Source organism: Tenacibaculum caenipelagi, from assembly GCF_004363005.1.
In the GTDB taxonomy this organism is placed as follows: Bacteria; Bacteroidota; Bacteroidia; order Flavobacteriales; family Flavobacteriaceae; genus Polaribacter; species Polaribacter caenipelagi.
Window position 1 is genome coordinate 211,770 of the sequence record NZ_SNYH01000002.1, and the last position, 25,496, is coordinate 237,265.

The following is a 25,496-nucleotide window of genomic DNA, read 5'->3' on the forward strand; positions in this document are numbered from 1 at the left end:
ATTTTACTTAAACATCATCAAAATCTACCACTATCTTCTGCGTTGTAGGATGCGCTTGACAGGTAAGTACCAAACCTTCTTCTAATTCATCATCTGTTAAAATAGAATTTTTTGCCATTACAGCTTTACCTTCAGTAACCTTTGCTATACAGCTGCTACAAACCCCCCCTTGACACGAATATGGAGCATCTAGCTTATGACGTAAAGAGGCCGCTAAAATAGTATCTGTTTTATCCATTGTAAAGCTGTGCTCTTCATCATCTAACATCACTATAACCTCCGATTTTCCATCCGGAATATGTAGTGCTGCTTCTTCTTCTGAAATAGTAGCTGTAAATAATTCAAAATAGATATTTTCTTCGTCAAACCCGTCTTCTTGAAGTGTATTAGAAACTGTTTTAATCATTTCTTCTGGGCCGCATAAATATGCCGAATCAAAAGAAATATCTTTATGAAGGTTCTTTACAAAATAATTTACAAGCCCTTTATCAATTCTACCTAATTTACTATTAGTTCTCACCTCTTGGCTAAACACATAGTGTAAATTAAATTGAGTAGGATATTTAGTCGCTAAGTCATTCAACTCATCATAAAATATAGTGCTTTCTGCTTTTTTATTTCCAAACACTAATGTAAATGTTGATGTAGGCTCATTTTCTAACACTGCTTTCACCATTGATAAAACAGGAGTAATTCCACTACCCGCAGCAAATGCAATGTAATTCTTTTGTGCCTGAGGCTCTAACAAAAATTTCCCTTCTGGTTCAGAGACCTCTAAAAAAGTATCTTCTTTTAACTTTGTAGTTGCATAGGTTGAAAATGTTCCATGATCAACTGCTTTTACAGCCACTTTAATTTGTTCACTATTCGGTGAAGCACAGATAGAGTATGCTCTTCTTATTTCCCTATCGTCTAAGATAGCTTTTACAGTGATATATTGTCCTGCAATAAAAGTATAATCTTCTTTTAACTCTGCCGGAACGGTAAATAAAATAGAAACAGCTTCTGGTGTTTCTTTTATTATTTTTTCAATACGTAGTTTATGAAATGTAGACATCTATTCTTTTTAAAGAACTACAAAAATAAGAAACTCAACACGAACAAAAGTTAGGGTTATTATAAAACTTTAATTTATCTACTTCTTACCCTCAACCACAATTACAATCTCGCCTTTAGCAGGCTTTTCTGTATAATATGCTAGTACTTCTTTTACACTTCCTCTTTTGGTTTCTTCAAATAATTTTGTCAATTCTCTAGAAACCGATATTTGTCTGTCTTCACCAAAATACTCCGCGAAATTTGCAAGAGTTTTTAATAATTTATGTGGACTCTCATAAAAAATCATCGTGCGCGTTTCTTCAGCCAAGAATTCTAAACGAGTTTGGCGTCCTTTTTTAACAGGTAAAAATCCTTCAAAAACAAACTTATCATTAGGTAACCCAGAGTTTACCAATGCAGGTACAAAAGCAGTAGCTCCTGGTAAACATTCTACCTCAACACCATGTTGTACACAAGCTCTTGTTAATAAAAAACCAGGATCTGAAATTGCGGGAGTTCCAGCATCAGAGATTAATGCAAAAGTTTCACCACTTTGCAAACGTCTTACAATTGTTTCTACCGTTTTGTGTTCGTTGTGCATATGGTGCGATTGCATAGGTGTAGAAATATCAAAATGCCTTAGCAGTTTTCCGCTCGTACGCGTATCTTCAGCTAAAATATAATCTACTTCTTGTAAGACTTTTAGCGCTCGTAACGTAATGTCTTCTAAATTTCCAATCGGTGTGGGTACCAAGTACAATTTGCTCATACAACAAAACTACAAAGTTTTTAGTCTAAAAAGTTAGGAATCTCTACCTTTTTGTACTTTTGCTATATGTCGAACGACCTATTGAAAAACATTCAAATTCCTGCTGATTTACGTAAGCTAACATCAGAAGAATTACCACAGCTCGCCCAAGAATTGCGTGAGTTTATTATTGATGTGGTTTCCACAAAAGAAGGGCATTTAGGTGCAAGTTTAGGTGTGGTAGAACTCACCATCGCTCTCCATTATTTATTTGATACTCCAAACGATTTGTTAGTTTGGGATGTGGGACATCAAGCATACGGACATAAAATTTTAACAGGAAGAAAAGATGTTTTTCATACCAATCGTCAGTTCGACGGTATTTCAGGCTTTCCAAAACGCTCTGAAAGTGAATACGACACCTTTGGTGTTGGTCACTCCTCTACCGCTATTTCGGCAGCTTTAGGAATGGCTATTGCTTCTAAATTGCAAGGTATTGAAAAGCATCACATTGCTGTTATTGGAGATGCTTCTATTGCAAGCGGAATGGCTTTTGAAGCCTTAAATCATGCAGGAGACACCAATGCTAACCTTTTAGTTATTCTGAATGATAATGCCATTGGAATTGATCCATCCGTAGGTGCTTTAAATGATTATTTAACGAAAATAAAATCACCTCGATTAGAAGTTGAACAACACAATATTTTCGAAGCCTTAAACTTCGATTATTCTGGTCCCATCGACGGGCATAATTTTGATGAATTATTATCAGAATTAAACCGCCTAAAAAGCATTCAAGGTCCAAAATTTCTGCATGTAATCACCACCAAAGGAAAAGGATTACGACAAGCTGAACAAGATCAGGTAAAATACCATGCACCTGGAAAGTTTGATAAAGTTTCTGGAGATGTATTACCAAAAGAAGAAAGTAAGTATACCAAATTTCAAGATGTCTTTGGTAAAACTATAGTTGAACTCGCTCAGCTAAACGAAAAAATTGTGGGTATTACTCCAGCCATGTTAACAGGAAGTTCGTTAAAATTTATGTTGGAAGCTTTTCCTAACCGAACTTTTGATGTCGGTATCGCTGAACAACATGCAGTAACCTTAGCTGCAGGTATGGCTACCCAAGGGTTAATTCCTTTTTGTAATATCTACTCTACATTTTTACAACGCGCTTACGACCAAATAATTCACGATGTAGCTTTGCAAAACTTACCAGTAATTTTCTGCTTGGACAGAGCGGGATTGGTTGGTGAAGATGGAGCAACACATCACGGAGTTTTTGATTTGACCTATTTAAGTTGTATCCCAAATCTGATTGTATTTGCTCCTCGTAACGAAATTGAGCTACGTAATATGATGTTTACCGCTCAACAAGGATTGGAACATCCGATTGCGATTCGGTATCCGAGAGGCAAAGGAAAATTAGAGCAATGGCAACTTCCATTCGAGAACATAGAAATTGGCAAAGGAATCTGTTTAAAAGAAGGAATTAAATTAGCAGTGTTATCTATCGGAACTATTGCTGATAATGTCTCAGAAGCGATTAATCAGCTTGAAAATAAAGAAGTGATTGCTCATTACGACTTACGTTTTGTAAAGCCTTTAGATAAACAACTTTTAGAGAATATTTTCAAAAAGTTTGATACAATTATCACTGTTGAAGACGGCACCATTAAAGGCGGATTTGGGAGTACTGTATTAGAATATGCTTCCGAAGTAAATTATCAAGGAAAAATTAAACTATTAGGAGTTCCTGATGAATTTGTTCATCATGGAACCATTCAGCAATTGCAAGAAGTTTGTGGAATAGATGTTAATTCAATTAAAAAAACAATTCAAAAATTATTGTAAAAAAAAAGCGAACCAAATTGGTTCGCTTTTTTTTGTTGTAAACTATTCAACATTAAATGTGATAGGCAAGGTATAACCAACTCTAACTGGTTTCCCTTTTTGTAACCCTGGTTTCATTTGAGGGAGTAGTTTTGCTATTCTTATCGCTTCTTCCTTTAGTTTTGGATGTGGAGCTCTAGCAAAAATATCTTCTATTTCTCCTGTTTTACCTATTTTAAATTGAAGATAAATTCTTTTCTTTCCTCGACTAAGAACATTGACACATCGTTTCTCATAAATCTTCTTTTCTTCATTATAAACTTCTTTTTCTTCTAAGCAACTTACAATATTTAAATTAAAATTTTCTACAATGTGTTTTTGCATCATTGAGTTTAAACAACCTTTTTTTTCTCTCTGAAGTGAAACTTTTTCACACCCTGGAAAGACAGGAACTTCCTCTATTATAGCAAAAGGAACATCTGCATATTCTTTTTTATCTTTCTCTACTATTTCTTGAGAATTACAAAAACCAGTTATAACCACAGCAAATAAAAACAATAAATTCTTTTTCATAATTTTTTTATTAAATATGGAGCAAATTTAAAATAAAAAAGACGGAAAGTTAATGCTTTCCGTCTTTTCCAATTTTTAAAAATTTTCTATTTTTTTACTATTTTTTCAGAAAGTTTCTTTTGTCCAGATTCGTCATAAATTTCCAGAACATATACTCTCTTATTTGGAATTATAGATAGATCAATTGAATTATTAATCACTGGAATTTCTATCAATTTTCTTCCTGAGAGATCTACTATTTTAGCAGTCCATAGAACTGTATTATTTCCTCCTCTTATATAAACTCTATCAAATACTGGGTTTGGAAAAATATTTATTTTTGAACTTTTTGTTGTTTCGTCTTGTGCCTTTTTTAGTTGTATTCTCGCTGAAGTGTTTAAACATACTTGTTTGGTTTCAGAAGAGCCAAAACTTCCTCCCGAAGCTAAAACTTCACCATTACTATTGGTTATTTCATACGAACCACTTCCGTAACTACAACAAATACCATCTCCATACTCATCTTTAATGGTAAAATCATAGCACCCAACAGATAAACATTTTGAAACAGTAACAGATTCTCCATTTCCTTGGGTATAGTTACCTCCACTTAAAACTGTTTCTCCATTACTATTTTTCAAAGTCCAAGAAGTTTCAGAAGAGTACTTATCGAATGTAATGGTTATACTTAAATCTTCACAACTTGGTATTTCTCCACCACCTCCATTGTCAGAGCTTCCAGTACTATAAGTAACTACCAACTTTGGCGCATTAGAACTGCTTCCGTCATATGATTCTGCTGTTCGCTCACCTGTTCCTGAAATATAAAACATCATTGAATTACCCGAACTCCAATTAGATTTGTTTACAATGTATTGTACTAACGTTTTTAAGCTTGGTGTCCTTTGATTTGTACCAGACGCTCCAATCGAATTCCATGGGTTTGGACTCCACGAAACCGACTGACTATAATAACTTCTTGAAGTAATATTATAACTTTGAGAAGTTATATCTGGTGCATTTGATGAATCTTGAATTTTTATTGCCAATGATGTACTTCCCGAATTTGTTTCGTCTGTAGTAAATTGTATAAACGCATTCGTTATTGTAGCATCTGCTGGTATATTTAAGTTTCTAAATAACAATCCTATATGTTGATTTCCTTTTGAACTTCCGTCGTATACCAATTCCAAATCAGAGCTATTCATATACATGGTTCCTGACGACTCATATTGCTCAGCATCATCATTTGTGCTATTTATTGTTGATGTTACTGTTTTGGAAACGTTTCCTACAAAAACTGTTACTTCTTCAGAGGTTGTTTCATTACCTTCATTATCTGTTGCTACTGCTTTAATCGTATATGATTGGTTGTCAACACTAGGAACCCAGTTATACGAATATGGAGTATTAGAATCAGTTCCTAACAACGAATTGTTTACATAAAACTTAACGTCTGAGATAGTTCCATCACTATCTGTAGCAGTAGCAGCTATTGTTACCGAACTATTTACTGTATGTGATGATCCTGATAATGGACTCGTAATGGTAACTTCTGGATAGCTAACATTATTATTCGTAATTGTTACCACACTACCATTAGATGGGGTCCATATATCTAAATTTGATGGTATTGTAAATGGGTTTTGATTTGAAACAGCACCTACACTACTTGCATTATCTACCTTAATTGTTCTAACTTCTATTTTAGATTCTTCTACAAAAATCCATTTAAACTGATTAAATGTACTCGCATTTCTTGTCCAGTTTTTTGAATCGTCAGATGAACGTAACGGTGCTCCCCAGCAACCTTCTCCAACATAAATAGTTCCATTAACATCATCTCTAACAAACCCTTCATCACAATTGCTTCCACTAGAACAAGGTTTTACCGGCCATGTAGTTTTTACGGTATGAGAATCTGATTCAAATACCAAATTCACTCCTTTATCATAAAACAATTGAGACCAACTTGAATACTCATCATTTCCTTCTGATTTTGATGATACATGCGGACGCATAGGTTTGTGGTATTGAGCAGACTTCCATATAGAATTATTAGCATTCAACTTTTGGCTTAACCATGAATACTGAGTGCCACCAGCAGAAATCTCTGAATTCAACGTATAAATTGTATATAGATTATTTCCGAATGTGATATCGTAATAAACACTCGTTGAAGGAACATTAAATAAGTTATAAATACTATTGTTTGATCCTTCATGGTTTCCTCTTGTTGGCACTATAGGAAACATTCTTCCGTCACTTGCAGTAGTATATTGCCAATCATTAAACCAGTCTTGCCATTCAGAATTAGAATCTCCATTAGTCATGTCTCCTCCAAAAAATACCGCCGTTGGTTTTAATTTAGAGACTAATAAATTAGCATCTCTTCTTGGTGTTCTGTTGTTTCTTGAATCACCACCTGCAATAAACGACATTTTATCATTAGTGCTCGGAGCAGTTTTAAACCAAAAACGACTGCTTACACCTTCGCTGTCTTTAATTACAAAATAGTAGTTTGTATTGGGAGTTAATCCTGTTAATTGGGCAAAGTTGTTATTCATTCCTTTATAAGAAACAGAACGATTTACTGATTTAGAGTTTGGATAATTTGACCAATTGGCCCCATTATCAGTCGTTCCATAGTATACAACTGGGGTGGATCCTGAAATTTGATTCCAACCAATCATTATAGTGGTTGCAGGATTGTCTGTAATAATTAATCGGTACTTATCATTAGATCCATAAGTACTAAGAATGACTAAAAATAACAGTGCGAAAATAGTTTTTTTCATAGTGAGGGGGATTTATAATTTTATAGTTAGTTAAACAAATATATTTTTTCCTTTTCAATTCAATCGGTTATTTTTATTAAATTTAATCATATAATAATCTGGTTAACATTAATCTAACTATAGTTTTATAGTTTACTAATCTTATTTTAACAAAGTACGATAGCCCTATATTTACATTTGTTTAAACCTTTATTCATGAATAACAAAACCCTTCTTCAGTTCTTAAAAATTAGTTCTTTTTTTATCTTTTTCGGAAGAGCCTATCAACATTTATTTTGGGATGCTCCCTATCGAAGTTTCTTTTGGGATCAAAAATTACTAGAACCTATAATTAACTTTGTTTTTGATACTACTTGGCAATCATATGTTACCAACCTAAACACAGATTACGCTATACAAATTTTAACCAGAAGCATTGGTATATTGTATGTAATATGCGCCGTCATTTCAATTGCAATTAATGAAAACTCAAAAAAATGGATGGGTAATGTTTTAACATTGGGAGCTGTAAGTTTAATTTTTTTGGCTTTGATGATTACCAAGGATAAGTTTTATCATTTAATAATGTTTTTTGAGCATACAATTCAGTTTGGAGTACCTGTTGCTTTATTATACTTCTTAAAAGATAAAAATACTTCGCTCTTAGTTTTTTACTTAAAAATTTTTATTGCGTTAACCTTTACTTGTCATGGAATGTACGCTATTGGTGTTTTTTATCCTTTACCAGGCGACTTTGTTACAATGACGTTAAATATATTACCTATTCAAGAGGAAATGGCTAAAAACCTACTATTTTTAGCTGGTATCTTAGATTTTGTCATCGCTATTGCCATATTCATTCCTAAATTTTCAAGACCTGTTTTGGTATATGCTTGTTTTTGGGGTTTTATAACGGCTTTTGCCAGAATTATAAGTGGCTTGCATTATGACATCTCTTTAAGCATTGTACATCAATACACATACTTAATGATTTACAGATTGCCACATGGGATGATTCCTTTGTTGGTTTATCTGTATTTAACAAAAAAGAATTCTAAAAAATCCGTGGTTTCAAAAAGCCTAGCCTCTGCTTAATTTTTTCGTTAGCTAGTTTTCTACACTGAATTTATACTTGCTTTCTCTTTAGGAGAATTTCTAAGAAATAAAAACTTTCAAAAAGTAATGGTTTGTAAGTTTTATATTCGCGAAATAAACCCCTTAAATTATAATATATGAAAGTACTGTTTAGAACTTTGGTTTGTTCATTCTTAATCCTATCCTGTAGTGATAAAGAAACTATTCCTAATGTTGATCTTAAAAACTACTCGTTTGATTCTGAAACCAACTCTAGCCTCATGTTTCAAGATGGTGAAGAGTTATCTACAATGACTTCAGAATGGAGAGCTTATGAAATTAGTAAAGTAATACGAGTAAAACCTATTGATAACACCACTATTGAAGTGGCTAATTTCGCTCCTATAGATATAGAAGACATTACAATTACCGCGACAATTGAAACAGAAGGATTCCTTAAACCCATTAAGCTATTTAAAATTGATAAGATAAGAGCTCATGGTAAGCAGGAAATTAATTATCCTTTTATAGATAACACTTCTTTATTTTTAAATACAAGTAACCAAGAAGTTGATCTTTCGATGTTTAAAGAAACAGGTATAAATCCTAGTGATATTTCTTTTGACTTTACTGGTGATAGCGAGGTTATTCAACAACTTAAAGGCTTAAACAAATTAAAATGGGTCATAAAATATCATGATTTCGATCCAGAGAATGACACCAGTAATAATTGGGCTGAGGACATTAGCGCTAAAGATATTCGCCGTTTTTCAGGTTTAATGATTAATCTAGGTTTAATATTTGCTTCTGACGATTTTAAAAATGAGTTTATGAATGAAAACATCATAGGCAATGACGGAACAACTCCATTAACAAAAAGTGAAAAGGAAGCCGCTTATAACTCTATTATTAACAAAACACGTTATAACTGTGGTAAAGTTGTTAATGTTTCTGGCTTAGGAGGTGGTTCTACTCTGGGCTTTGCCGAACATGTACTTAGAGACTATATTCGTAAAGAAACAGGTTTTATTGCAGCTCACGAAATAGGTCATACCATTGGTTATAACCACTCTTCTAACATGACATACCCGCATGATGTTGATGGTGTAAGTATTGGTATTAGTCCTGTTACAACTCGAATTATGAATCAGTTTTTTGAAGATGGATCATACCCAATTACTCCTGAAAACTATTATCATTCATCAGATTTTGAGTAGAATATAAATATAATGCAAAAGAAAAAGGTTGTCTTAATAGACAACCTTTTTTATATAACTTTAATAAGTATTCTTAGTTATTTAAAGCTTCTGCTCCACCAACGATTTCTAAAATTTCATTTGTAATAGCAGCTTGACGAGCTTTGTTATAAGTTAATAATAACTCATCACGTAATTCCGTAGCATTATCTGTTGCTTTATGCATTGCAGTCATACGAGCACCGTGTTCGGCAGCAAATGAATCACGAATTGCTTTGTATAATTGCGTTTTTAATGACTTTGGAATTAATTCTAATACAATCTCTTCTTTAGAAGGCTCAAAAATGTAATCTAAATTCACATTAGCATCGCTTTCTACAGGTTGAATTGGTAAGAATTGTTCTACTTGCGGTATTTGAGTAGCTGCGTTTTTAAATCTATTGTAAATGATTTCTATTTTATCATAAGAACCATCTACATATAAATTCATTAACTGTTCAGCAATTTGAGCAACGTTATCAAAAGTTAAATCATCAAAAACATCATTTCTGTTTTCAATAATCGTATAATCTTTTGATAAAATATCATTTCCTTTTTTACCAATAGTCAGTATATCAACAGCAACATCGTTATATTTTTTATTGATTGTTTTAACTGTTTCTTTAATGATAGATGAGTTAAAACCACCACATAAACCTCTGTTTGAAGTTATGCTAACCAATAAAACTTTATTTACTTCTCTTTGTGTTGAATATACACCACCTGCATCACTATCTAAAGTAGCGCTTAAGCTTTGTAATAATTCGGTAAGCTTTGATGAATACGGACGCATTGCTGTAATTGCATCTTGAGCTTTTTTCAACTTAGCAGCCGATACCATTTTCATGGCAGAGGTAATCTGCATTGTTGATTTAATCGAAGTAATTCTGTTACGTATTTCTTTTAAGTTTGCCATTTAATTGAACCTAAAATTTATAAAACCCCCGTTGTTACACGGGGATGTTGTTTTTAGTATTATTAAGCTGAGAATTTAGCTGAAATTTCTTTAGCAGCGTCTGTTAAAGTATCAATCACTTCATCAGTTAATTTCCCTGCTTTTAAAGTATCTAAAGCATCTCTATGCTTAGCATTTAAGTACTCTAAATAATCTCTTTCAAATTCTTTTACCTTATTTACAGGTACATCTTTTAACAAGTTTTTAGAACCTGCATAGATGATAGCTACCTGATCTTCTACAGTATAAGGATCGTTTTGAGCTTGCTTTAAGATTTCTACGTTACGCTTACCTTTTTCAATTACGTTCATGGTAGCAGCATCTAAATCAGAACCAAACTTAGCGAATGCTTCTAATTCACGGTACTGAGCTTGATCTAACTTTAAAGTACCTGATACTTTCTTCATTGATTTAATCTGTGCGTTACCTCCTACACGTGATACAGAGATACCTACGTTAATTGCTGGACGAACCCCAGAGTTGAATAAATCTGACTCTAAGAAAATTTGACCATCGGTAATCGAAATTACGTTTGTTGGAATATATGCTGATACGTCTCCCGCTTGTGTTTCAATAATTGGTAATGCAGTTAAAGAACCTCCACCTTTAACAATTCCTTTTAAAGAATCTGGTAAATCATTCATTTCACTTGCAATTTTATCATCATTGATAACTTTTGCAGCACGCTCTAATAATCTTGAGTGTAAGTAGAATACATCTCCAGGATATGCTTCACGTCCTGGTGGTCTTCTTAATAATAATGAAATTTCACGGTAAGCAACAGCTTGTTTAGATAAATCATCATAAATAATTAAAGCTGGTCTACCAGTATCACGGAAATATTCACCAATTGCAGCTCCTGCGAAAGGTGCGTATACTTGCATTGCAGCAGGATCAGATGCATTTGCAGCAACTATTGTTGTATATGCTAACGCTCCTTTTTCTTCTAACATGTTAGCAATAGCTGCTACTGTTGAAGCTTTTTGACCGATAGCTACATAGATACAGTACACTGGTTGTCCTGCATCATAAAATTCTTTTTGATTTAAGATAGTATCAAGAGCAACTGTTGATTTACCTGTTTGACGGTCACCAATAATTAACTCACGTTGACCACGACCAACTGGAATCATTGCATCGATAGACTTGATACCAGTTTGTAAAGGTTCAGTTACTGGCTCACGAAAAATTACTCCTGGAGCTCTACGCTCTAAAGGCATTTCATAAGTAGTTCCTTCTATTGGTCCTTTACCATCAATTGGTTGTCCTAATGTATTTACAACACGTCCTACAATTCCTTCTCCAGCTCTTAAAGAAGCAATTCTTTCTGTACGCTTTACAGTAGACCCTTCTCTTACTGAAGTTGAAGCTCCTAATAATACAACCCCTGCATTATCTTCCTCTAAGTTTAATACGATACCTTCTAATCCGTTATCGAATTCTACTAATTCACCGTATTGTACGTTAGATAATCCATAAACACGTGCAATACCATCACCTACTTGTAATACAGTCCCTACTTCGTTTAATGAAGCCTTAGACTCAAAATTTGTTAATTGTTCCTTTAAAATTGCTGATACTTCAGCTGGTTTAATTGCTGCCATCTTATTTCTTTTGATGTATAATTAAATTTTTGGAATGTAATGACTGTTGTCAAATTCTCTCCTTAACTTATTAAATTGATTAGAGATACTTGCATCGTACTGCATATCTCCAACACGTAAGATAAATCCTCCTAAAATATCAGGATTTACTATATTTTCAATACTCGCATTGTTTCCTGTAAGTGCTACAATCTTTGCTTGTATTTTATCTTCTATTTCTTTTGTTAAAGTTACCGCTGTAGTAACTTTAGCAACTTGCATGCTCTTATAATAATCGTATATTATAGAATATTGCCTAGCAATAGAATCTAACATTAACATACGTTTATTTTCCCCTAATAAATTAAATAACCCTTTTACGATGTTATCTACTTTATCATCAAAAAGTGCATTTAAAACTTTACGCTTATCTGCAGCTTTAATTACAGGACTTTTAAGCATCGTTTTTAAATCGTCACTTCCAGCAATTGTATCTACGATTAACTTCATATTATCGTTTACTAAAGATTCACTTCCTGTATCTTTAGCTAAGTTTAAAACTGCTTTGGCGTAACGTAATGCTGGTCTTGCTTCTTTCATCTACTGATTAGTTTAAAGTAACCTCTTCTAACATTCCTTCAACAAGTCTTAATTGATCGTCTTGTGAAGCTAATTCTTTTCTCACAACTTTCTGAGCTATTTCGATAGATAAGTCTCCAACTTTCTTCTTTAACTCAGCAATAGCTGCTTGTTGCTCTTGTTTAATAGTCGCTTTAGCATTTTCGATTAAAATAGTCGCTTGTTCATGCGCTTCTTCTTTAGCTTCAGCAATAATGGTATCTTTAATTTCACGAGCTTCTTTCATCATTGCATCTCTCTCAGCTCTTGCTTCTTTTAACAATCTATCATTATCTGCTTGTAAATTTTGCATTTCTTTACGAGCGTTCTCTGCTTGATCTAATGCGTTTTGAATACCTTCTTCTCTTTCTGTTAAAGAGTTCATAATAGGTTTCCAAGCAAACTTAATCATTAAGAAAAGTAAGATTACTAAAATGATTGCTTGCATAATAAACAACCCTGGAGAAAAATCATTTAATAACTGATCCATTGTATATGAAATTTATTCTTTTTAATTATTTTGTTTTGTTTAATTTGAAAACATTTCCTGCAACCAACCGTTACAGGAAAATGTTTTACTGCTGTTTTGTGTCGGAATTATTTTCCTAAGATTAAAGCACCAAATGCTAAACCTTCTAATAATGCTCCGATGATGATCATCGCTGTTTGGATTTTACCAGCTGCCTCAGGTTGACGAGCAATTCCTTCCATTGCTTTTCCACCGATTTGACCTAATCCGATTCCTCCACCGATTACGATTAATCCTGCTCCAATTAAATTATAAGTTACCATACTTATCTTGATTTATATAAATTAAACAAATTCTTAATTCTAAATTAATGATGGTCGTGTTCTTCTACCGCCATTCCAATAAATAACGATGATAACATTGTAAAAATAAATGCTTGTAAGAACGCTACCAATATTTCAATTACTGAAATAAACAATGCTAACGCTAATGATAATCCAGTTGAACCAACTGCTCCGAATTGACTCTTTAATGTAATCATTAAAGCAATTAAGCTCATTACTACGAAGTGACCTGCAGTCATGTTTGCAAATAAACGTATTAATAATGCAAATGGCTTCGTTAACATACCTAACACTTCGATAGGTGCTAAGATGATTTTCATTGGAATTGGTACGTTTGGCATCCAAAAGATGTGTTTCCAATAATCTTTATTACCACTAAACTGTACGATTATAAAAGTAAATAAAGCTAAACAAACTGTTACTGCAATTTGACCTGTAACGTTAAACCCTAATGGAGTTAATCCCATTAAATTTAAAATCCAGATAAAGAAAAATACAGTTAACAAGAAGCCCATAAACTTACGGTAATGCTTTTCACCAATATTTGGTCGTGCAATCTCATCTCTTACATATAATACTAATGGCTCTAACACTCTTCCAACCCCTGTTGGAATCGCTCCTTTTTTATAACCTCTAGCTAACGAACCAAATCCTAAAAACATTAACAAACCAGCTAACAACATTCCCATTACACTCTTAGTAATAGAAAAATCTAACGCTTTGTGTGCATTTGTTGCATGGTGATGCTCATCAAAAGAAACATGTTCAGCACCTTCTTCTAATTCGTAAATCTTGCTATGAATTTTAGCTAACTTAACTCCGTCTTTTTCTACAACTACGTGTCCATCATCATTGTGATGGAACGCAGAAGACATAAATGTTTTCAATCCTTTGCTAGTCCAAACAATTACTGGTAACGGAAAACCAACATGTTTACGTTCACCTGCATCGTTTGTATACGAAAACAATGTAAAATCGTGTGAATCCGCTAAGTGATGTTTAATGTAGGCATTTATCCCCTCTTGAGTGTTAATCTGCCCTTCTTTACCTGAAGTCTCTCCACCTCCAGCAAACGCTGTAAATGAACTAAATACTATTGCTAATACCGTTAAAAAATAGATAGGTTTTTTTGCTATCGTCATACCTTACTAAATATAGAATTATGGTCTCTAAATTTCCGTGCAAAGGTACACATTTAATTAAAACTACAAATCTTTTTTTAGCTTAGTTTTCTCAAACTTTTTAAAGTGGAAATTTTTAACATTAAAAAACAGAACTATTTGTTATTCAATAGTTTTGAAACTGCTATAGCTTCAACTATTAAAAACAAGAACAAAGGAATTACCAAAGAAATTCTCTCGGGTTTAGAAAGTTGTTCATTCACAAATACTGATGCTTGAAAAATTAAAACAAAGAGCCCTATTTTTAAAAAAATAGAGGCTAAATAAGCATACCCTGCTTGATTTGGTAATTTTTCAGCAACAAACTCAACAATTGAGTACACAATAATTGCCGCAACAACATGAAATAAATATATCGATATTAACGAAAATGATAAGTGAATTTCTTTTGAATTTACAATATAATCATGTGGAAAATAACTTACTGTAAACAATAAAATAATAGCAGTAAGAAAATACAAAATGCGTTTAATCATTCTCTTTTGATATTTTTGAAACTTGACGAATCACAGAAAACATGGCTCCAAAAACTGCCACCAATGTACATATTTTGGTATATAGTTGATCGTCGTTAGGATATTTGGAATCTAACCATTCACCTAGTAAACTTCCTAGATAAATGGTTAAACCCATTTGAAGTCCGATTCCTGTGAATCGAATGTATTTACTAAGCGGTTTTTTCTTTGAGTCCTTGCTCATTTTTATTTAATTCTTTTACCGCTCCTTTCATAGCACACGTAGCGTTAAATGCTGCTCCTGGTTCAACAGAAAGTTTACCTATTACTACATCACCATTAATTATCGCTGAAGATTTAACAGTTAAGGTATTTGACACCGACAACTCTCCTGTAAATTTACCTTCTACATCAGCATTAGTACATTCTACCTTTCCTTTAATAAGACCTGTATTACCTATAACTACTCTACCGCTGGTTTGTATAGTTCCTTCTAAAGTTCCATCGATTCTAAAATCTCCTTCTGAAATTATTTCTCCAGTTATTTTAGTGTTTTGTCCAATAACATTTCTTTCTGCAACTTTATTCTCGCCTGCTTTTTTGTTTTCTTTACTAAACATATTTGGGGAATTTAAGGGTGTTTATTTTTTATTTAATTGTTCTATAATTTCTTTTGCTTTTTTACCTTCTTCTGTAGTTGCGTAACTAACAGCTACAAATTCTAACGCTTGCTTATACGTTTCTTTATTTTGATACTTACCTATAGCCAAGGCTTTTAGGAGTGCAAACTTAGGAATTAAATTTGAATTTTTTAGCGTTGGTAAAAAATTATCTACCTCAGTAACAGCTTCTTCAAACTTATTTTCTTTATATGTGTAATATATTTCTTTGTATTTATTTAAAATTTCATCTTCTTTTTTCTCCTCTACAAGCTTAGTATCAGGGTTCTTAATTATTTGAGCAAATCTTGTTTCTGGGTACTTTTGTAAGATGATATTCTTATACTCATCAGCTTTAGCTAAGTTGTTCTCTTCTTTATAAATTTGGTATAAATGATAACTTATAGGTAATTCTAATTGGTTATTTGTACGTACTTCATTTAAACGTTCTAAATTTTTAATGGCTAATGAAGAATTTTTAAACTGCTCTTTATAAATCAATCCTAATTGATACAACGCATCGTTACGCTCTAAAACCAAATCAGCAATCACTTTTTCATCTGTAGGAATGACATCTAAATAAGTAGAAAGTTCATACCTCTTGTTTACTTTTGTTTCTTCATTGGTAGCTATATCATCAATAACATTAATAGATTTATCAGATAGTCTCCAATTATCTTCTAACGGACGTGTTCCCCATATCTTTTGAAACTCCGCCCTACCAAAACCTAATGCTTGTGTGTTATAAAAATACCACTTGCCTTTGTTGGAACTATTATTTATAGAAGCTCCTCCTCCAAAACTACTTCCAAAATTTTGAGCATTTAATAACTGTTGCCTTTTTTCTTCGTCTTCTTTTTTGATTTTTTCGATGTATGCTTCAAAGAAAGAAGTTCTTTCATCTGGGGTCATCGCTACAAGTTTAAGAATACTATCATTCTTTTTTACTGTTTCTTCATACTTTCTTAAAGTAGTAAGCCCTTTATTTTTTCTACGAATTCTTCGTATTCTTTTTTCTTGGTCGAACTCTTTTGAAACCACTTGCATTACACTGTCGTAATACGATCCTGCTAACAAATAATCTTCTTTTCCAAAAGCCATATCACCCAAACGTTCATAGGCATAGGTTTTTTGATAATTATTATTGTGTTTAGCTTCTAACGATTTTTTATAATACTCTGCTGCTTTCTCTGGATTGTTTCTTCCCTCCTCTAAAACACCTGCTTGATAATATAAAGCGTTTAAAAACTTACGATTGTCCGTGTTTTTTATTAACTTCTTTAATCTAGCTAACACAACTATCGATGCGGAATCATTCGGAGTATTCTTGGCTAATTCAATATCAGCCCTAATACGAAATCTGTGTGGTGCTTTTCTACTTTCTGCTAGTTTTTTAAACACCATTCGTGCAGAATCTTTTCTGTTTAACTCACTATAAATTTGTCCTAACACAAACATATTACGAGCTGTTTGTTCTTTATTGTAGTGTGTTTTTGTTGCTAATTTCAGATAATCTACCACTTTTTGAATGGTATCTGTTTTTTCATACGCCATAGCCATGGCTGTATAGGCATGTTCTTTTGTTGATTTGTTTATCTTTTCAGTTTCGTCTAAAACATCTAACAATAATCGAAGTGTTTCAATTGCTCTTTTTTCATTGTCTAAACGAATGTTTGTTTTAGCCCTCCAAATTTTTGTCTCGTAATTTAAATTTGCTTTTGGATAATTCGCAATAACATAATTAAAAGCCTCTAAAGCTGGGATAAAACGTTGTGTGTAATATCTTGCTTTCCCTAACAACAAATACGCATCATCTATCTGGCTATTCTTTTCATAACCATTAATATTCATAGAGTGGGTTTGAATGGCCTTTACTGCTTTTTCTTCTGCTTTTTCAAAAGGAGTTAAATTTTTATTTTCTTCTTCTTCAGTAGCATCAAACCCTGTACCAGGTGTTAAGACTTTAGTATCTATTACACTTTCATCAAAAGTTATAGGTTCAATTTGCAGACGTTTCCAAAAGTTATCTTCATGCTTATCTTGAATTTCTTTAAGCCCTTTTAAATAAGCCTGTTCTCCATTAAAAAGCACATTGTATTTAGTGGTAACTGCGTGATAACTTCGGTTTACAAAAGCATCTTTTTTTACACTACACGAATACACGATAGCTGCTAAAACACTGAATATTATTATTTTGCCCCCTTTTCTCATACGATAATGCTTTTACTGTACAACAACGTTATAATCGTGTTTTTTGTACGTAAAAAGGTAAAAATAATAATTATAAGGTGATTTTAACCTTATTTTAAGCAGAAAAATAACTCTCTAATTCTTGCAAGGTTTCTTGTGATGTGTTGATGTCTCTTACCACCTGTCCTTTATCTAAAACTACTATTCTCTCACAAACTTCAGTTACATGGCTTAAATCGTGACTAGAAACTAATACAGTAACCTCTTTATTATCAGTTAAGGTTTTAATTAGTTTTTTTAATCGAATTTGTGTGGTAGGATCTAAATTAGCAAAAGGTTCGTCTAAAATAACTACTTGTGGATTTCCCATCATTGCTGCAACAATACCTACTTTTTTCTGATTTCCTTTACTTAAACTTCGTAAGTATTTCTTCTTTCCTAAAATTTCATCGTTGAAAAACTCTTCAAACTGACTTAAAAACCCTTGAACATCTGCTTTATTCATTCCTCGTAAATCGCCTACAAAATCAAAATATTCTTCAGGAGTTAAGTAGCCAATTAAAAAAGTTTCATCAATAAACGACCCTGTAAATGTTTTCCAATCTTCACTCTTATTTACAACTACTTCGTTATTTACAATTTTACCTGTTGTTGGTCGAATCAAATCTAACAACAAGTTAAATAATGTTGTTTTTCCTGCTCCGTTATTTCCTACCAATCCAAAAGATTGTCCACTTGGTATTTGTAAGTTTTCAAGGTTTAAAACTTGTGTGGTTCCGTATGTTTTTGAAATATTATCTATTGATATCATTTTATGCTATTTTAAGTTTAGTTATGATTTTTGGCTGAATGCGTGAATTGCTGCGTATTTATTTTGGATATACCTGTTTTCTATCAAGTTCATAAAGTAGTTTTTAAATGCTAATGCAAGTACTCCTGCAATAGCAATAGCTAAAACTCCTGCATTAAAACTTACAAACTTGTTAAAAACCCAGAACAACAACATAGGCACTCCCATAATTGGAATTATAATTAAAAACTGCGTTGCACTGGTACCTTGATAGTTAGAAAATCCGCTTTTGTTTAAGTCTATTCGTTTTCTGTTAAAAGAACCTGCAAATAACAAAAACAATGAGTTAAACCCAATATTAAAAATGGCTCCAGCTGTTATCATCAAAAAAATATCTAATCCATAGAAGTAAGCATAAGGAATACTTAATAAATATAGTGTTAATGAAACAACTACCATCAAGTACCATTTACTTTCTAAAAATTTTCGATAACGAATATTCTGACTCATAATCATATTGTAATATTCGCTATCCCAAGCAGGAATAAATTGCCCATAATTAAGTGTAAATCCTCCTGTAACAAATATGGCTGCAAAGACTAAAAAAGCAGGCATTTTTACTCGGTACGTTTCTTCTCCAAAGAAAATAGTTCCATAAAAAAGAAATATAAACGACATAAAAAATACCGTTTTGGTACGTTTATTTCTCCAAATTTGTCGAATATCATTTTTTATAAATGGAGCCACGTCTCCTAATTTATCTACAAAAGACAAATCAGCCGAAGAAGCAACTTCTTCTTTACTTTTTATTGCATCATCTAAATATACTTTACTACGCAACAATTTAAAGTTCACATAATATACTCCTACTAACACAAACACTCCAATAAGAGATAAAACAGGGTTGTTATATACTGATTGAAAAACTGGTGCGAAAAGATCAGTTATGCTAAATATTTCGTACTTATTAACTAAAAACAACGAACCTAAAACGGCAATCATTATCCCTAATGCATAATTGTTTTTATTGATAAGAAAATTGATGTAGTTAGCACTCAACACCAATGTAAACATTAAAAACAACCACCCTAAAACTCCAGGAACATTATACCCTTGACCAATTAATACTATCGAAAAAGGAACGTAAAAAAATAAAGGCATTAGGTTAAAAAATGAAAACGCCGATTTTCTTAGTACAAAATGTACTAATTTCTCTTTCTTTACCGGTAAATTAAGAAGCGGTTTGATATTTAACACTGGTAATTTCTGCATTAAATAACGAAAGATTAAATCTCCTACTAATACAAAAATTAGCCAACCATTTACAAACAATAAAGGATCTGCACTTGGATATTCCTTTTCAATAATAAAATAAGTTCCTATACCTATCATTAAAAATGAGGCTAGCATATATAATGCAAAAAAGCCCATGATAATTTTAAGCGCTATGCTTTTACCAAAATATGATGAGCGAAAAAATTGTTTCCACTCCAACTTTAAAAAATGTCTAATCATTTAGTTACTTGTTTGGTTGATTTCTTTATATGTCTTTTTTTACTATTTTTTGTTACATAAAAAAGCATCAATTTTTAAAAATTGATGCTTTCCTTTATTTATTATCACAAGAATCTCTTATGCCCATTGACAAATTACTCCTCCCATCAGCGCTAGGGTTATAACCCAATATCCTACATTGATAAGTACATATTTAACACTCTTTCTTTCAAATAATGCTTGAGTACCCAAAAGAGGTAATCCTACAAACAACCCAATCATTGTTCCATGCAAAGCTCCATGCTTAAAAGTTCTGAATCGGTCGCCAAAATTAGACATGAACTCTTGAAAATATGCATAAGCACCGCCTGTTTCCTCTACAAAACCTGGCTCTCCCATTAACGTTGACTGTACTCCCCATTGATGTATTACCAAAGTTTGTAAAATAAAAGCTAGTAAAAAACTAAGCACATATGCCAACCCAAAAATAAGCCCCATGTTTGAGTCTTTCGTAGATTCATCGGTAAAACCGACCTCTTTCATCCATGCGTTTTTAAAAAGCATAGGACCATACCAAATAAATCCCATAATCATTGGGACTAATGCAGCAAGCGCCGTGATTAAAAAATTAAATTTCATAAGAATATAAAGTTTTGGTTTACAACCAAATATAACAAAAAAGCATCAAATTAATATTTGATGCTTTTCCTATGGTAGGTATATACTTGTGTTCTATTTTATTTTTAGTGATTTTCCAATAGCTTCTAATTCAAAAATAAAATCTCGTTTATTTACTGACGGCGCATAGGTAAATCCTTCAAAAACGATTACTCGTTTGTTTTCTTTATCAATGATAGTATAATTAATAAATGGCCCCGCCATAAAATCATTTTTCACTTCCCATTTACCACGAGTTTCATATGCCTTTTTTTCGTCAATTTCTGCATCATAAGTAAAAGGTGTATAAGCTTGTTCAGTTATCATATACATCCCTTCTTTACTTCCTGGGATATATTTTTCGCCAATGACATCTCTCATTGCAGTAATATTATCAGCCACTTTATTTTCGTCTTCTAACGGATAACTGTACAGTAAAATATTATTGGACCCATCTCCTCTAGCAATTCCACTTTTTAAATGTTGACGTAACCATAAGAAATCTCCTGTATCTTCAACTAAATTAAACCTCTTTGGTATATCTATTGTTACTCCTAATTTTTTAATGGTTTTAAACTGATTTTCGTCTACTCGCTCTTTTTTAAAAATGCGTTGTGCAAACTGAATATCAGCGTCTTTAAATAATTTAATAATCTCTTTTCCTTTGTTACGAATTAAATTCACAAGACCTGTTTTATTCTTTGCTGTTGCGTAAATTAGTATTTGAGGTGCGGCATATTTATTTTTCTCTACTACTATTCTTTCTTTCTCTCCTTCTCTAACAATTAAAACAGCTTTTGAATTTCTCATAAAGCCTTTAAATCCTATGGGATCTATTTGGCTTACTGATAGTAATGTTTCAGGTTGTGGTAAACCTACTTGGTGTTCGCCAAAAACTGTACGAATTTCATCTCCAATTCTACCATCCCAATCATTACCTTTAATAACAACCAGTATTTTGTTAGTATTACCAGTTGATGTTGGTAATACATAATCTCCCTTCCCTCCTTTACAAGATACTGTTATAAAGATTAATGCAAATAAGCATATTAGTTTTTTCATAGTTGATTATGTTTCGTAGTTGTTTAACTTTTAAATATTTTGAGTTTCATTCCCGGTTTCAAACTTTTAACACTCCAAATATTGTTCCATTTTTTAATTTCTTCAACAGAAACTGACGGATACTTTTTTGAAATCGTCCATAATGAATCTCCTTCTTTAACAACATACACTTCATGCTTACCTGTTGGCACTTTATATTCTTTCTTAGAAACCTCTTTAGGAATCGCCATTTTTTTCGGGTATATACTTAACCGTTGGCCTACTTTTAAATGATGTGTTCGTAAACCGTTCCATTGTTTAATATCACTTACCCTAACCCCAAATCTATTGGCTATCTTCCCTAAAAAATCTCCACTTCGCACTTTGTAACGAATCCGTTTATCCATTTCAAAATACTTAGGTAATGGCTTTTCTCTTTTTGCATCATCTTCATTGGCCAGTATATAAATTTCTTCTTCTTTTTCTAAAAAATTCATCATATCTCTTCGAGGCAAACGAACAGCATAATTCTTTTCTTTTACATATGGGATAATATCTAATTTATAAGCCGGATTTAAAAAGGATAGCAACTCAGTATCGATACCTGTTTTTTCAGAAATCTGATCAAAACTAACCGTCCTTTTTACACGAATGGTATCGGTTTCGAAATGGAAAATTTTCGGAGCTTCTGGGTATAAATTATGTTTATCGGCATACTCAAAAATGTACATTGTAGCATAAAATGCTGGTACATATCCTGCTGTTTCACGAGGTAAAAACGGACGAATATTCCAGTAATTTTTATAGCCTCCTGAACGTTTTATCGCTTTGGTAACATTTCCTGGACCTGAATTGTAAGCCGCCAGAGCTAAATCCCAATCATCAAAAATTTTGTATAATTGGCTTAGATATTTACATGCTGCAATGGTTGCTTTTACAGGATCTTGTCGCTCATCTACATACGAGTTTACTTTTAAATCAAACTGGATTCCTGTTCCATACATAAACTGCCATAAACCTGTAGCCCCTACTCTTGAACGTGCATCAGGACGAAGTGCTGACTCAACAATTGCCAGATACTTCATTTCTAAAGGGATATCATATTGGTCTAAATATTGCTCAAACATTGGGAAATAATATTTAGCACGAGCCATCAATGCTGGGTAATATTTCTTTCTGTACTTTAAATAACTATTAATTACTTTTTCTAATGCAGGATTATATTCCAAAAGAAATGGCGTTTTTACATTTAAATCGTGTAACCTTTTCTTTAATAATTCTGTAGTAAGAATTGTAGTTGTATTACCAAGAATATCTTTATCATTAATTACATACTGAATGCTATCAAACAACGATGAATTAAACTTTTCTTCTACCAATAAGCTATCAATCATTTTTAGATCTGCAGTAGAAAATAATTCTTGAGTTTGCGTCGGATTTATGGAGTCATTTACTATAAAACCAACGCCAACACTATCTTTAGCCACCAAAAGACTATCAACAGGTTGTTGAGCAATGATTGAAGTTGTAAAAAGTAGTAATGTTAGTAATTTCTTCATCTTGGTTTTATAAATCTAGTTCTACTGCAATCGGACAATGGTCTGAATGTTTTGCTTCGGGTAAAATATATGCTCTTGAAATTTTATCTTTTAATGGTTCAGCTACCATGTTATAATCAATACGCCAACCTTTGTTATTTGTTCTGGCATTTGCACGATAACTCCACCACGAATACTCTTGTTTTTCTGGATGTAAATGTCGGAAACTATCAATAAACCCACTATCGATAAACTTACCTAACCACTCACGTTCTTCAGGCAAAAACCCTGATACTCCTTTCATTTTTGGATTGTGAATATCTATTTCTTCATGACAAATATTATAATCTCCACAAATAACTAAGTTTGGAATTTCTTTTCTCAACTCCGTTGCATATTGAAGAATCTCATCCATGTACCTAAATTTAAAACCTAAACGTTCTCCATTAGTTCCTGAGGGTAAATACATGCTCATTACTGATACCTCATCAAAATCTACACGAAGGTTTCTTCCTTCAAAATCCATAGATTCAATTCCGGTTCCATATGCTACATGATTGGGCTCTTTTTTACAGAAAATAGCTACTGATGAATAGCCTTTTTTCTCTGCTGAAAACCAATAATGATGAGGGTAGCCTGCATTTTCAAACTCAGCTACATCTAATTGTTCTTTATGTGCTTTGGTTTCTTGAATACAAATTACATCAGGGCTTGCTGCTTGCAACCAATCGATAAATCCTTTTTTTAAAGCAGCACGTATTCCGTTTACGTTGTATGAAATTATTTTCATCTATTTATTTAAAATACAAAAACGTAAAGCATAATGCTTTACGTCTTTTTTTAATCCTATAATTTTGTTAAATCTCCATTTCCGGGATGTCTCCTTCCACTATTAGAGTTCCTTCAGTGGCTGCTTGGATTTCTTCAACAGAAACCCCTGGAGCTCTTTCTAGCAAGTAGAATTTATTGTCTTTAATTTCTAACACTGCTAAATTGGTTACAATTTTTGTAACACAACCTACACCTGTTAATGGTAATGAACATCTTTTTAGTAATTTAGATTCACCTGCCTTATTTGTATGCATCATTGCTACAATAATGTTATCTGCTGAGGCTACTAAATCCATCGCTCCGCCCATACCTTTTACCATTTTTCCTGGTATTTTCCAGTTAGCAATATCACCATTTTCAGCAACTTCCATCGCTCCTAAAATAGTTAAATGAACATGCTTACCACGAATCATTGAAAAACTCATAGCTGAGTCAAAAAAACTTGCTCCTGGCATGGTCGTTATCGTTTGTTTTCCTGCATTGATAATATCAGCATCTTCTTCCCCATCAAAAGGGAAGGGTCCCATACCCAAAACACCATTTTCCGATTGAAATTCTACCTCGATATCGTCACGAACAAAATTGGCTACTAATGTTGGAATTCCGATACCTAGATTTACGTAATATCCGTTCTTTACTTCTTTCGCGATTCTTTTCGCTATTCCGTTTTTATCTAACATAACTAGCTTCTTTGTCTTACAGTTCGTTGCTCAATTCTTTTTTCGTATTTCTCTCCTTGAAAAATACGTTGTACAAAAATTCCTGGAATATGAATTTGATTTGGATCTAATTCTCCTACTGGAACTAACTCTTCCACTTCGGCAACAGTAATTGTGGCTGCCCCACACATGTTTGGATTGAAGTTTCTTGAGGTTCCTTTAAAAATTAAGTTTCCTGCAGCATCGCCTTTCCATGCTTTTACAAAAGCGAAATCTGCTTTAAAAGCTGGTTCTAATACATACATTTTTCCGTCGAACTCACGTGTTTCTTTACCTTCAGCTACTTCTGTTCCGTAACCTGCTGGTGTATAGAATGCCGGAAATCCTGCCTGTGCTGCTCTACACTTTTCTGCTAGGGTTCCTTGTGGCGTTAACTCAACTTCTAATTCACCTGAAAGCATCTGACGTTCAAACTCATCATTTTCTCCTACGTAAGAAGAAATCATTTTCTTGATTTGACGATTTTGTAGTAATAATCCTAAACCAAAATCATCAACTCCTGCGTTGTTAGATATACAAGTAACATCCTTTACTCCTATTTTTACTAACTCAGCAATCGCATTTTCAGGTATTCCGCATAAACCGAAACCTCCTAACATAAAAGTCATTCCGTCTTTTACACCTTCTAATGCTTCGTGTACGTTATTTACTTTTTTATTTATCATTGTAGTTGTTGTGTTTTAAAACTTTTTCTCATCAAGAGAGAATTCAA

At 32.8% G+C, this 25,496-nt stretch carries 25 protein-coding genes; 3 read left to right on the forward strand and 22 right to left on the reverse strand.

Annotated features, from left to right (window positions below):
• Positions 1-7 precede the first annotated feature (7 nt).
• The gene (locus DFQ07_RS04500; protein ID WP_133535083.1) at positions 8-1,057 is read right to left on the reverse strand and encodes a ferredoxin--NADP reductase; all 1,050 of its coding nucleotides are present in this window, start codon (positions 1,055-1,057) and stop codon (positions 8-10) included.
• Between the two features lie 78 nt (positions 1,058-1,135).
• A complete protein-coding gene (gene rsmI, locus DFQ07_RS04505) occupies positions 1,136-1,807 on the reverse strand; it encodes a 16S rRNA (cytidine(1402)-2'-O)-methyltransferase (protein WP_133535084.1) in 672 nt (223 codons plus the stop codon).
• A 66-nt stretch (positions 1,808-1,873) separates the two neighbouring features.
• Here rsmI and DFQ07_RS04510 point away from each other — a divergent pair, with 66 nt between their 5' ends.
• On the forward strand, positions 1,874-3,643 hold the full coding sequence (locus tag DFQ07_RS04510; RefSeq protein WP_133535085.1) for a 1-deoxy-D-xylulose-5-phosphate synthase: 1,770 nt from the start codon (positions 1,874-1,876) through the stop codon (positions 3,641-3,643).
• Positions 3,644-3,685: 42 nt separating this feature from the next.
• Here the strand turns inward: DFQ07_RS04510 and DFQ07_RS04515 are convergent, their stop codons facing one another.
• The gene (locus tag DFQ07_RS04515) at positions 3,686-4,195 is read right to left on the reverse strand and encodes an energy transducer TonB (RefSeq protein WP_133535086.1); all 510 of its coding nucleotides are present in this window, start codon (positions 4,193-4,195) and stop codon (positions 3,686-3,688) included.
• Between the two features lie 86 nt (positions 4,196-4,281).
• Positions 4,282-6,972 (reverse strand): Ig-like domain-containing protein, encoded by a 2,691-nt coding sequence (locus DFQ07_RS04520; RefSeq protein ID WP_133535087.1) that lies wholly within the window; start codon positions 6,970-6,972, stop codon positions 4,282-4,284.
• A gap of 195 nt (positions 6,973-7,167) precedes the next feature.
• On the opposite strand from DFQ07_RS04520, the gene DFQ07_RS04525 reads away from it, so the two are divergent.
• Together DFQ07_RS04525 and DFQ07_RS04530 are read left to right on the forward strand one after the other, a co-directional pair.
• The gene (locus DFQ07_RS04525; RefSeq protein ID WP_133535088.1) at positions 7,168-8,046 is read left to right on the forward strand and encodes a hypothetical protein; all 879 of its coding nucleotides are present in this window, start codon (positions 7,168-7,170) and stop codon (positions 8,044-8,046) included.
• A 137-nt stretch (positions 8,047-8,183) separates the two neighbouring features.
• The gene (locus DFQ07_RS04530; protein WP_133535089.1) at positions 8,184-9,242 is read left to right on the forward strand and encodes a hypothetical protein; all 1,059 of its coding nucleotides are present in this window, start codon (positions 8,184-8,186) and stop codon (positions 9,240-9,242) included.
• 73 nt (positions 9,243-9,315) lie between these two features.
• Here the strand turns inward: DFQ07_RS04530 and atpG are convergent, their stop codons facing one another.
• From atpG to DFQ07_RS04620, 18 genes are all read right to left on the reverse strand, one after another.
• Positions 9,316-10,176 carry an ATP synthase F1 subunit gamma gene (gene atpG, locus DFQ07_RS04535; RefSeq protein ID WP_133535090.1) on the reverse strand — a complete coding sequence of 287 codons (861 nt, stop codon included), beginning with the start codon at positions 10,174-10,176 and terminating at the stop codon, positions 9,316-9,318.
• Positions 10,177-10,238: 62 nt separating this feature from the next.
• On the reverse strand, positions 10,239-11,819 hold the full coding sequence (gene atpA / locus DFQ07_RS04540; RefSeq protein ID WP_133535091.1) for a F0F1 ATP synthase subunit alpha: 1,581 nt from the start codon (positions 11,817-11,819) through the stop codon (positions 10,239-10,241).
• Between the two features lie 21 nt (positions 11,820-11,840).
• Entirely contained in the window at positions 11,841-12,398 is a 558-nt protein-coding gene (gene atpH, locus DFQ07_RS04545) for an ATP synthase F1 subunit delta (protein WP_133535092.1), read from the reverse strand.
• 7 nt (positions 12,399-12,405) lie between these two features.
• Positions 12,406-12,906, reverse strand: coding sequence for a F0F1 ATP synthase subunit B (locus tag DFQ07_RS04550; RefSeq protein WP_133535093.1), 501 nt, complete (start codon positions 12,904-12,906; stop codon positions 12,406-12,408).
• Positions 12,907-13,013: 107 nt separating this feature from the next.
• A complete protein-coding gene (atpE, locus tag DFQ07_RS04555; RefSeq protein WP_093670707.1) occupies positions 13,014-13,208 on the reverse strand; it encodes an ATP synthase F0 subunit C in 195 nt (64 codons plus the stop codon).
• 44 nt (positions 13,209-13,252) lie between these two features.
• Positions 13,253-14,371 carry a F0F1 ATP synthase subunit A gene (atpB, locus tag DFQ07_RS04560; protein ID WP_133535094.1) on the reverse strand — a complete coding sequence of 373 codons (1,119 nt, stop codon included), beginning with the start codon at positions 14,369-14,371 and terminating at the stop codon, positions 13,253-13,255.
• Positions 14,372-14,505: 134 nt separating this feature from the next.
• Positions 14,506-14,886, reverse strand: coding sequence for a DUF6168 family protein (locus DFQ07_RS04565; RefSeq protein WP_133535095.1), 381 nt, complete (start codon positions 14,884-14,886; stop codon positions 14,506-14,508).
• Complete coding sequence (locus DFQ07_RS04570; RefSeq protein WP_133535096.1) at positions 14,879-15,109, reverse strand: AtpZ/AtpI family protein; 231 nt, start codon at positions 15,107-15,109, stop codon at positions 14,879-14,881. Before DFQ07_RS04570 ends, DFQ07_RS04565 begins: the two co-directional genes overlap by 8 nt.
• Entirely contained in the window at positions 15,078-15,485 is a 408-nt protein-coding gene (locus DFQ07_RS04575; protein ID WP_133535097.1) for a bactofilin family protein, read from the reverse strand. The genes DFQ07_RS04570 and DFQ07_RS04575 overlap by 32 nt, the downstream gene beginning before the upstream one ends.
• A gap of 21 nt (positions 15,486-15,506) precedes the next feature.
• Positions 15,507-17,735, reverse strand: a complete 2,229-nt coding sequence (porW, locus tag DFQ07_RS04580) for a type IX secretion system periplasmic lipoprotein PorW/SprE (RefSeq protein WP_133535098.1) — start codon at positions 17,733-17,735, stop codon at positions 15,507-15,509.
• Between the two features lie 94 nt (positions 17,736-17,829).
• Positions 17,830-18,525: an ABC transporter ATP-binding protein gene (locus DFQ07_RS04585; RefSeq protein WP_133535099.1), complete on the reverse strand. Its 696-nt coding sequence runs from the start codon at positions 18,523-18,525 to the stop codon at positions 17,830-17,832.
• Positions 18,526-18,546: 21 nt separating this feature from the next.
• Positions 18,547-20,019, reverse strand: a complete 1,473-nt coding sequence (locus DFQ07_RS04590; protein WP_133535100.1) for a DUF5687 family protein — start codon at positions 20,017-20,019, stop codon at positions 18,547-18,549.
• Between the two features lie 117 nt (positions 20,020-20,136).
• On the reverse strand, positions 20,137-20,637 hold the full coding sequence (locus DFQ07_RS04595; protein WP_133535101.1) for a DUF1761 domain-containing protein: 501 nt from the start codon (positions 20,635-20,637) through the stop codon (positions 20,137-20,139).
• A 93-nt stretch (positions 20,638-20,730) separates the two neighbouring features.
• The gene (locus DFQ07_RS04600) at positions 20,731-21,717 is read right to left on the reverse strand and encodes a DUF4837 family protein (protein WP_133535102.1); all 987 of its coding nucleotides are present in this window, start codon (positions 21,715-21,717) and stop codon (positions 20,731-20,733) included.
• A 23-nt stretch (positions 21,718-21,740) separates the two neighbouring features.
• Positions 21,741-23,255: a lytic transglycosylase domain-containing protein gene (locus DFQ07_RS04605; protein ID WP_133535103.1), complete on the reverse strand. Its 1,515-nt coding sequence runs from the start codon at positions 23,253-23,255 to the stop codon at positions 21,741-21,743.
• Positions 23,256-23,262: 7 nt separating this feature from the next.
• Positions 23,263-24,024 (reverse strand): exodeoxyribonuclease III, encoded by a 762-nt coding sequence (locus DFQ07_RS04610; protein WP_133535104.1) that lies wholly within the window; start codon positions 24,022-24,024, stop codon positions 23,263-23,265.
• A gap of 67 nt (positions 24,025-24,091) precedes the next feature.
• Positions 24,092-24,745 (reverse strand): 3-oxoacid CoA-transferase subunit B, encoded by a 654-nt coding sequence (locus DFQ07_RS04615; RefSeq protein WP_133535105.1) that lies wholly within the window; start codon positions 24,743-24,745, stop codon positions 24,092-24,094.
• A 2-nt stretch (positions 24,746-24,747) separates the two neighbouring features.
• Entirely contained in the window at positions 24,748-25,449 is a 702-nt protein-coding gene (locus DFQ07_RS04620; protein WP_133535106.1) for a CoA transferase subunit A, read from the reverse strand.
• Positions 25,450-25,496: the final 47 nt, after the last annotated feature.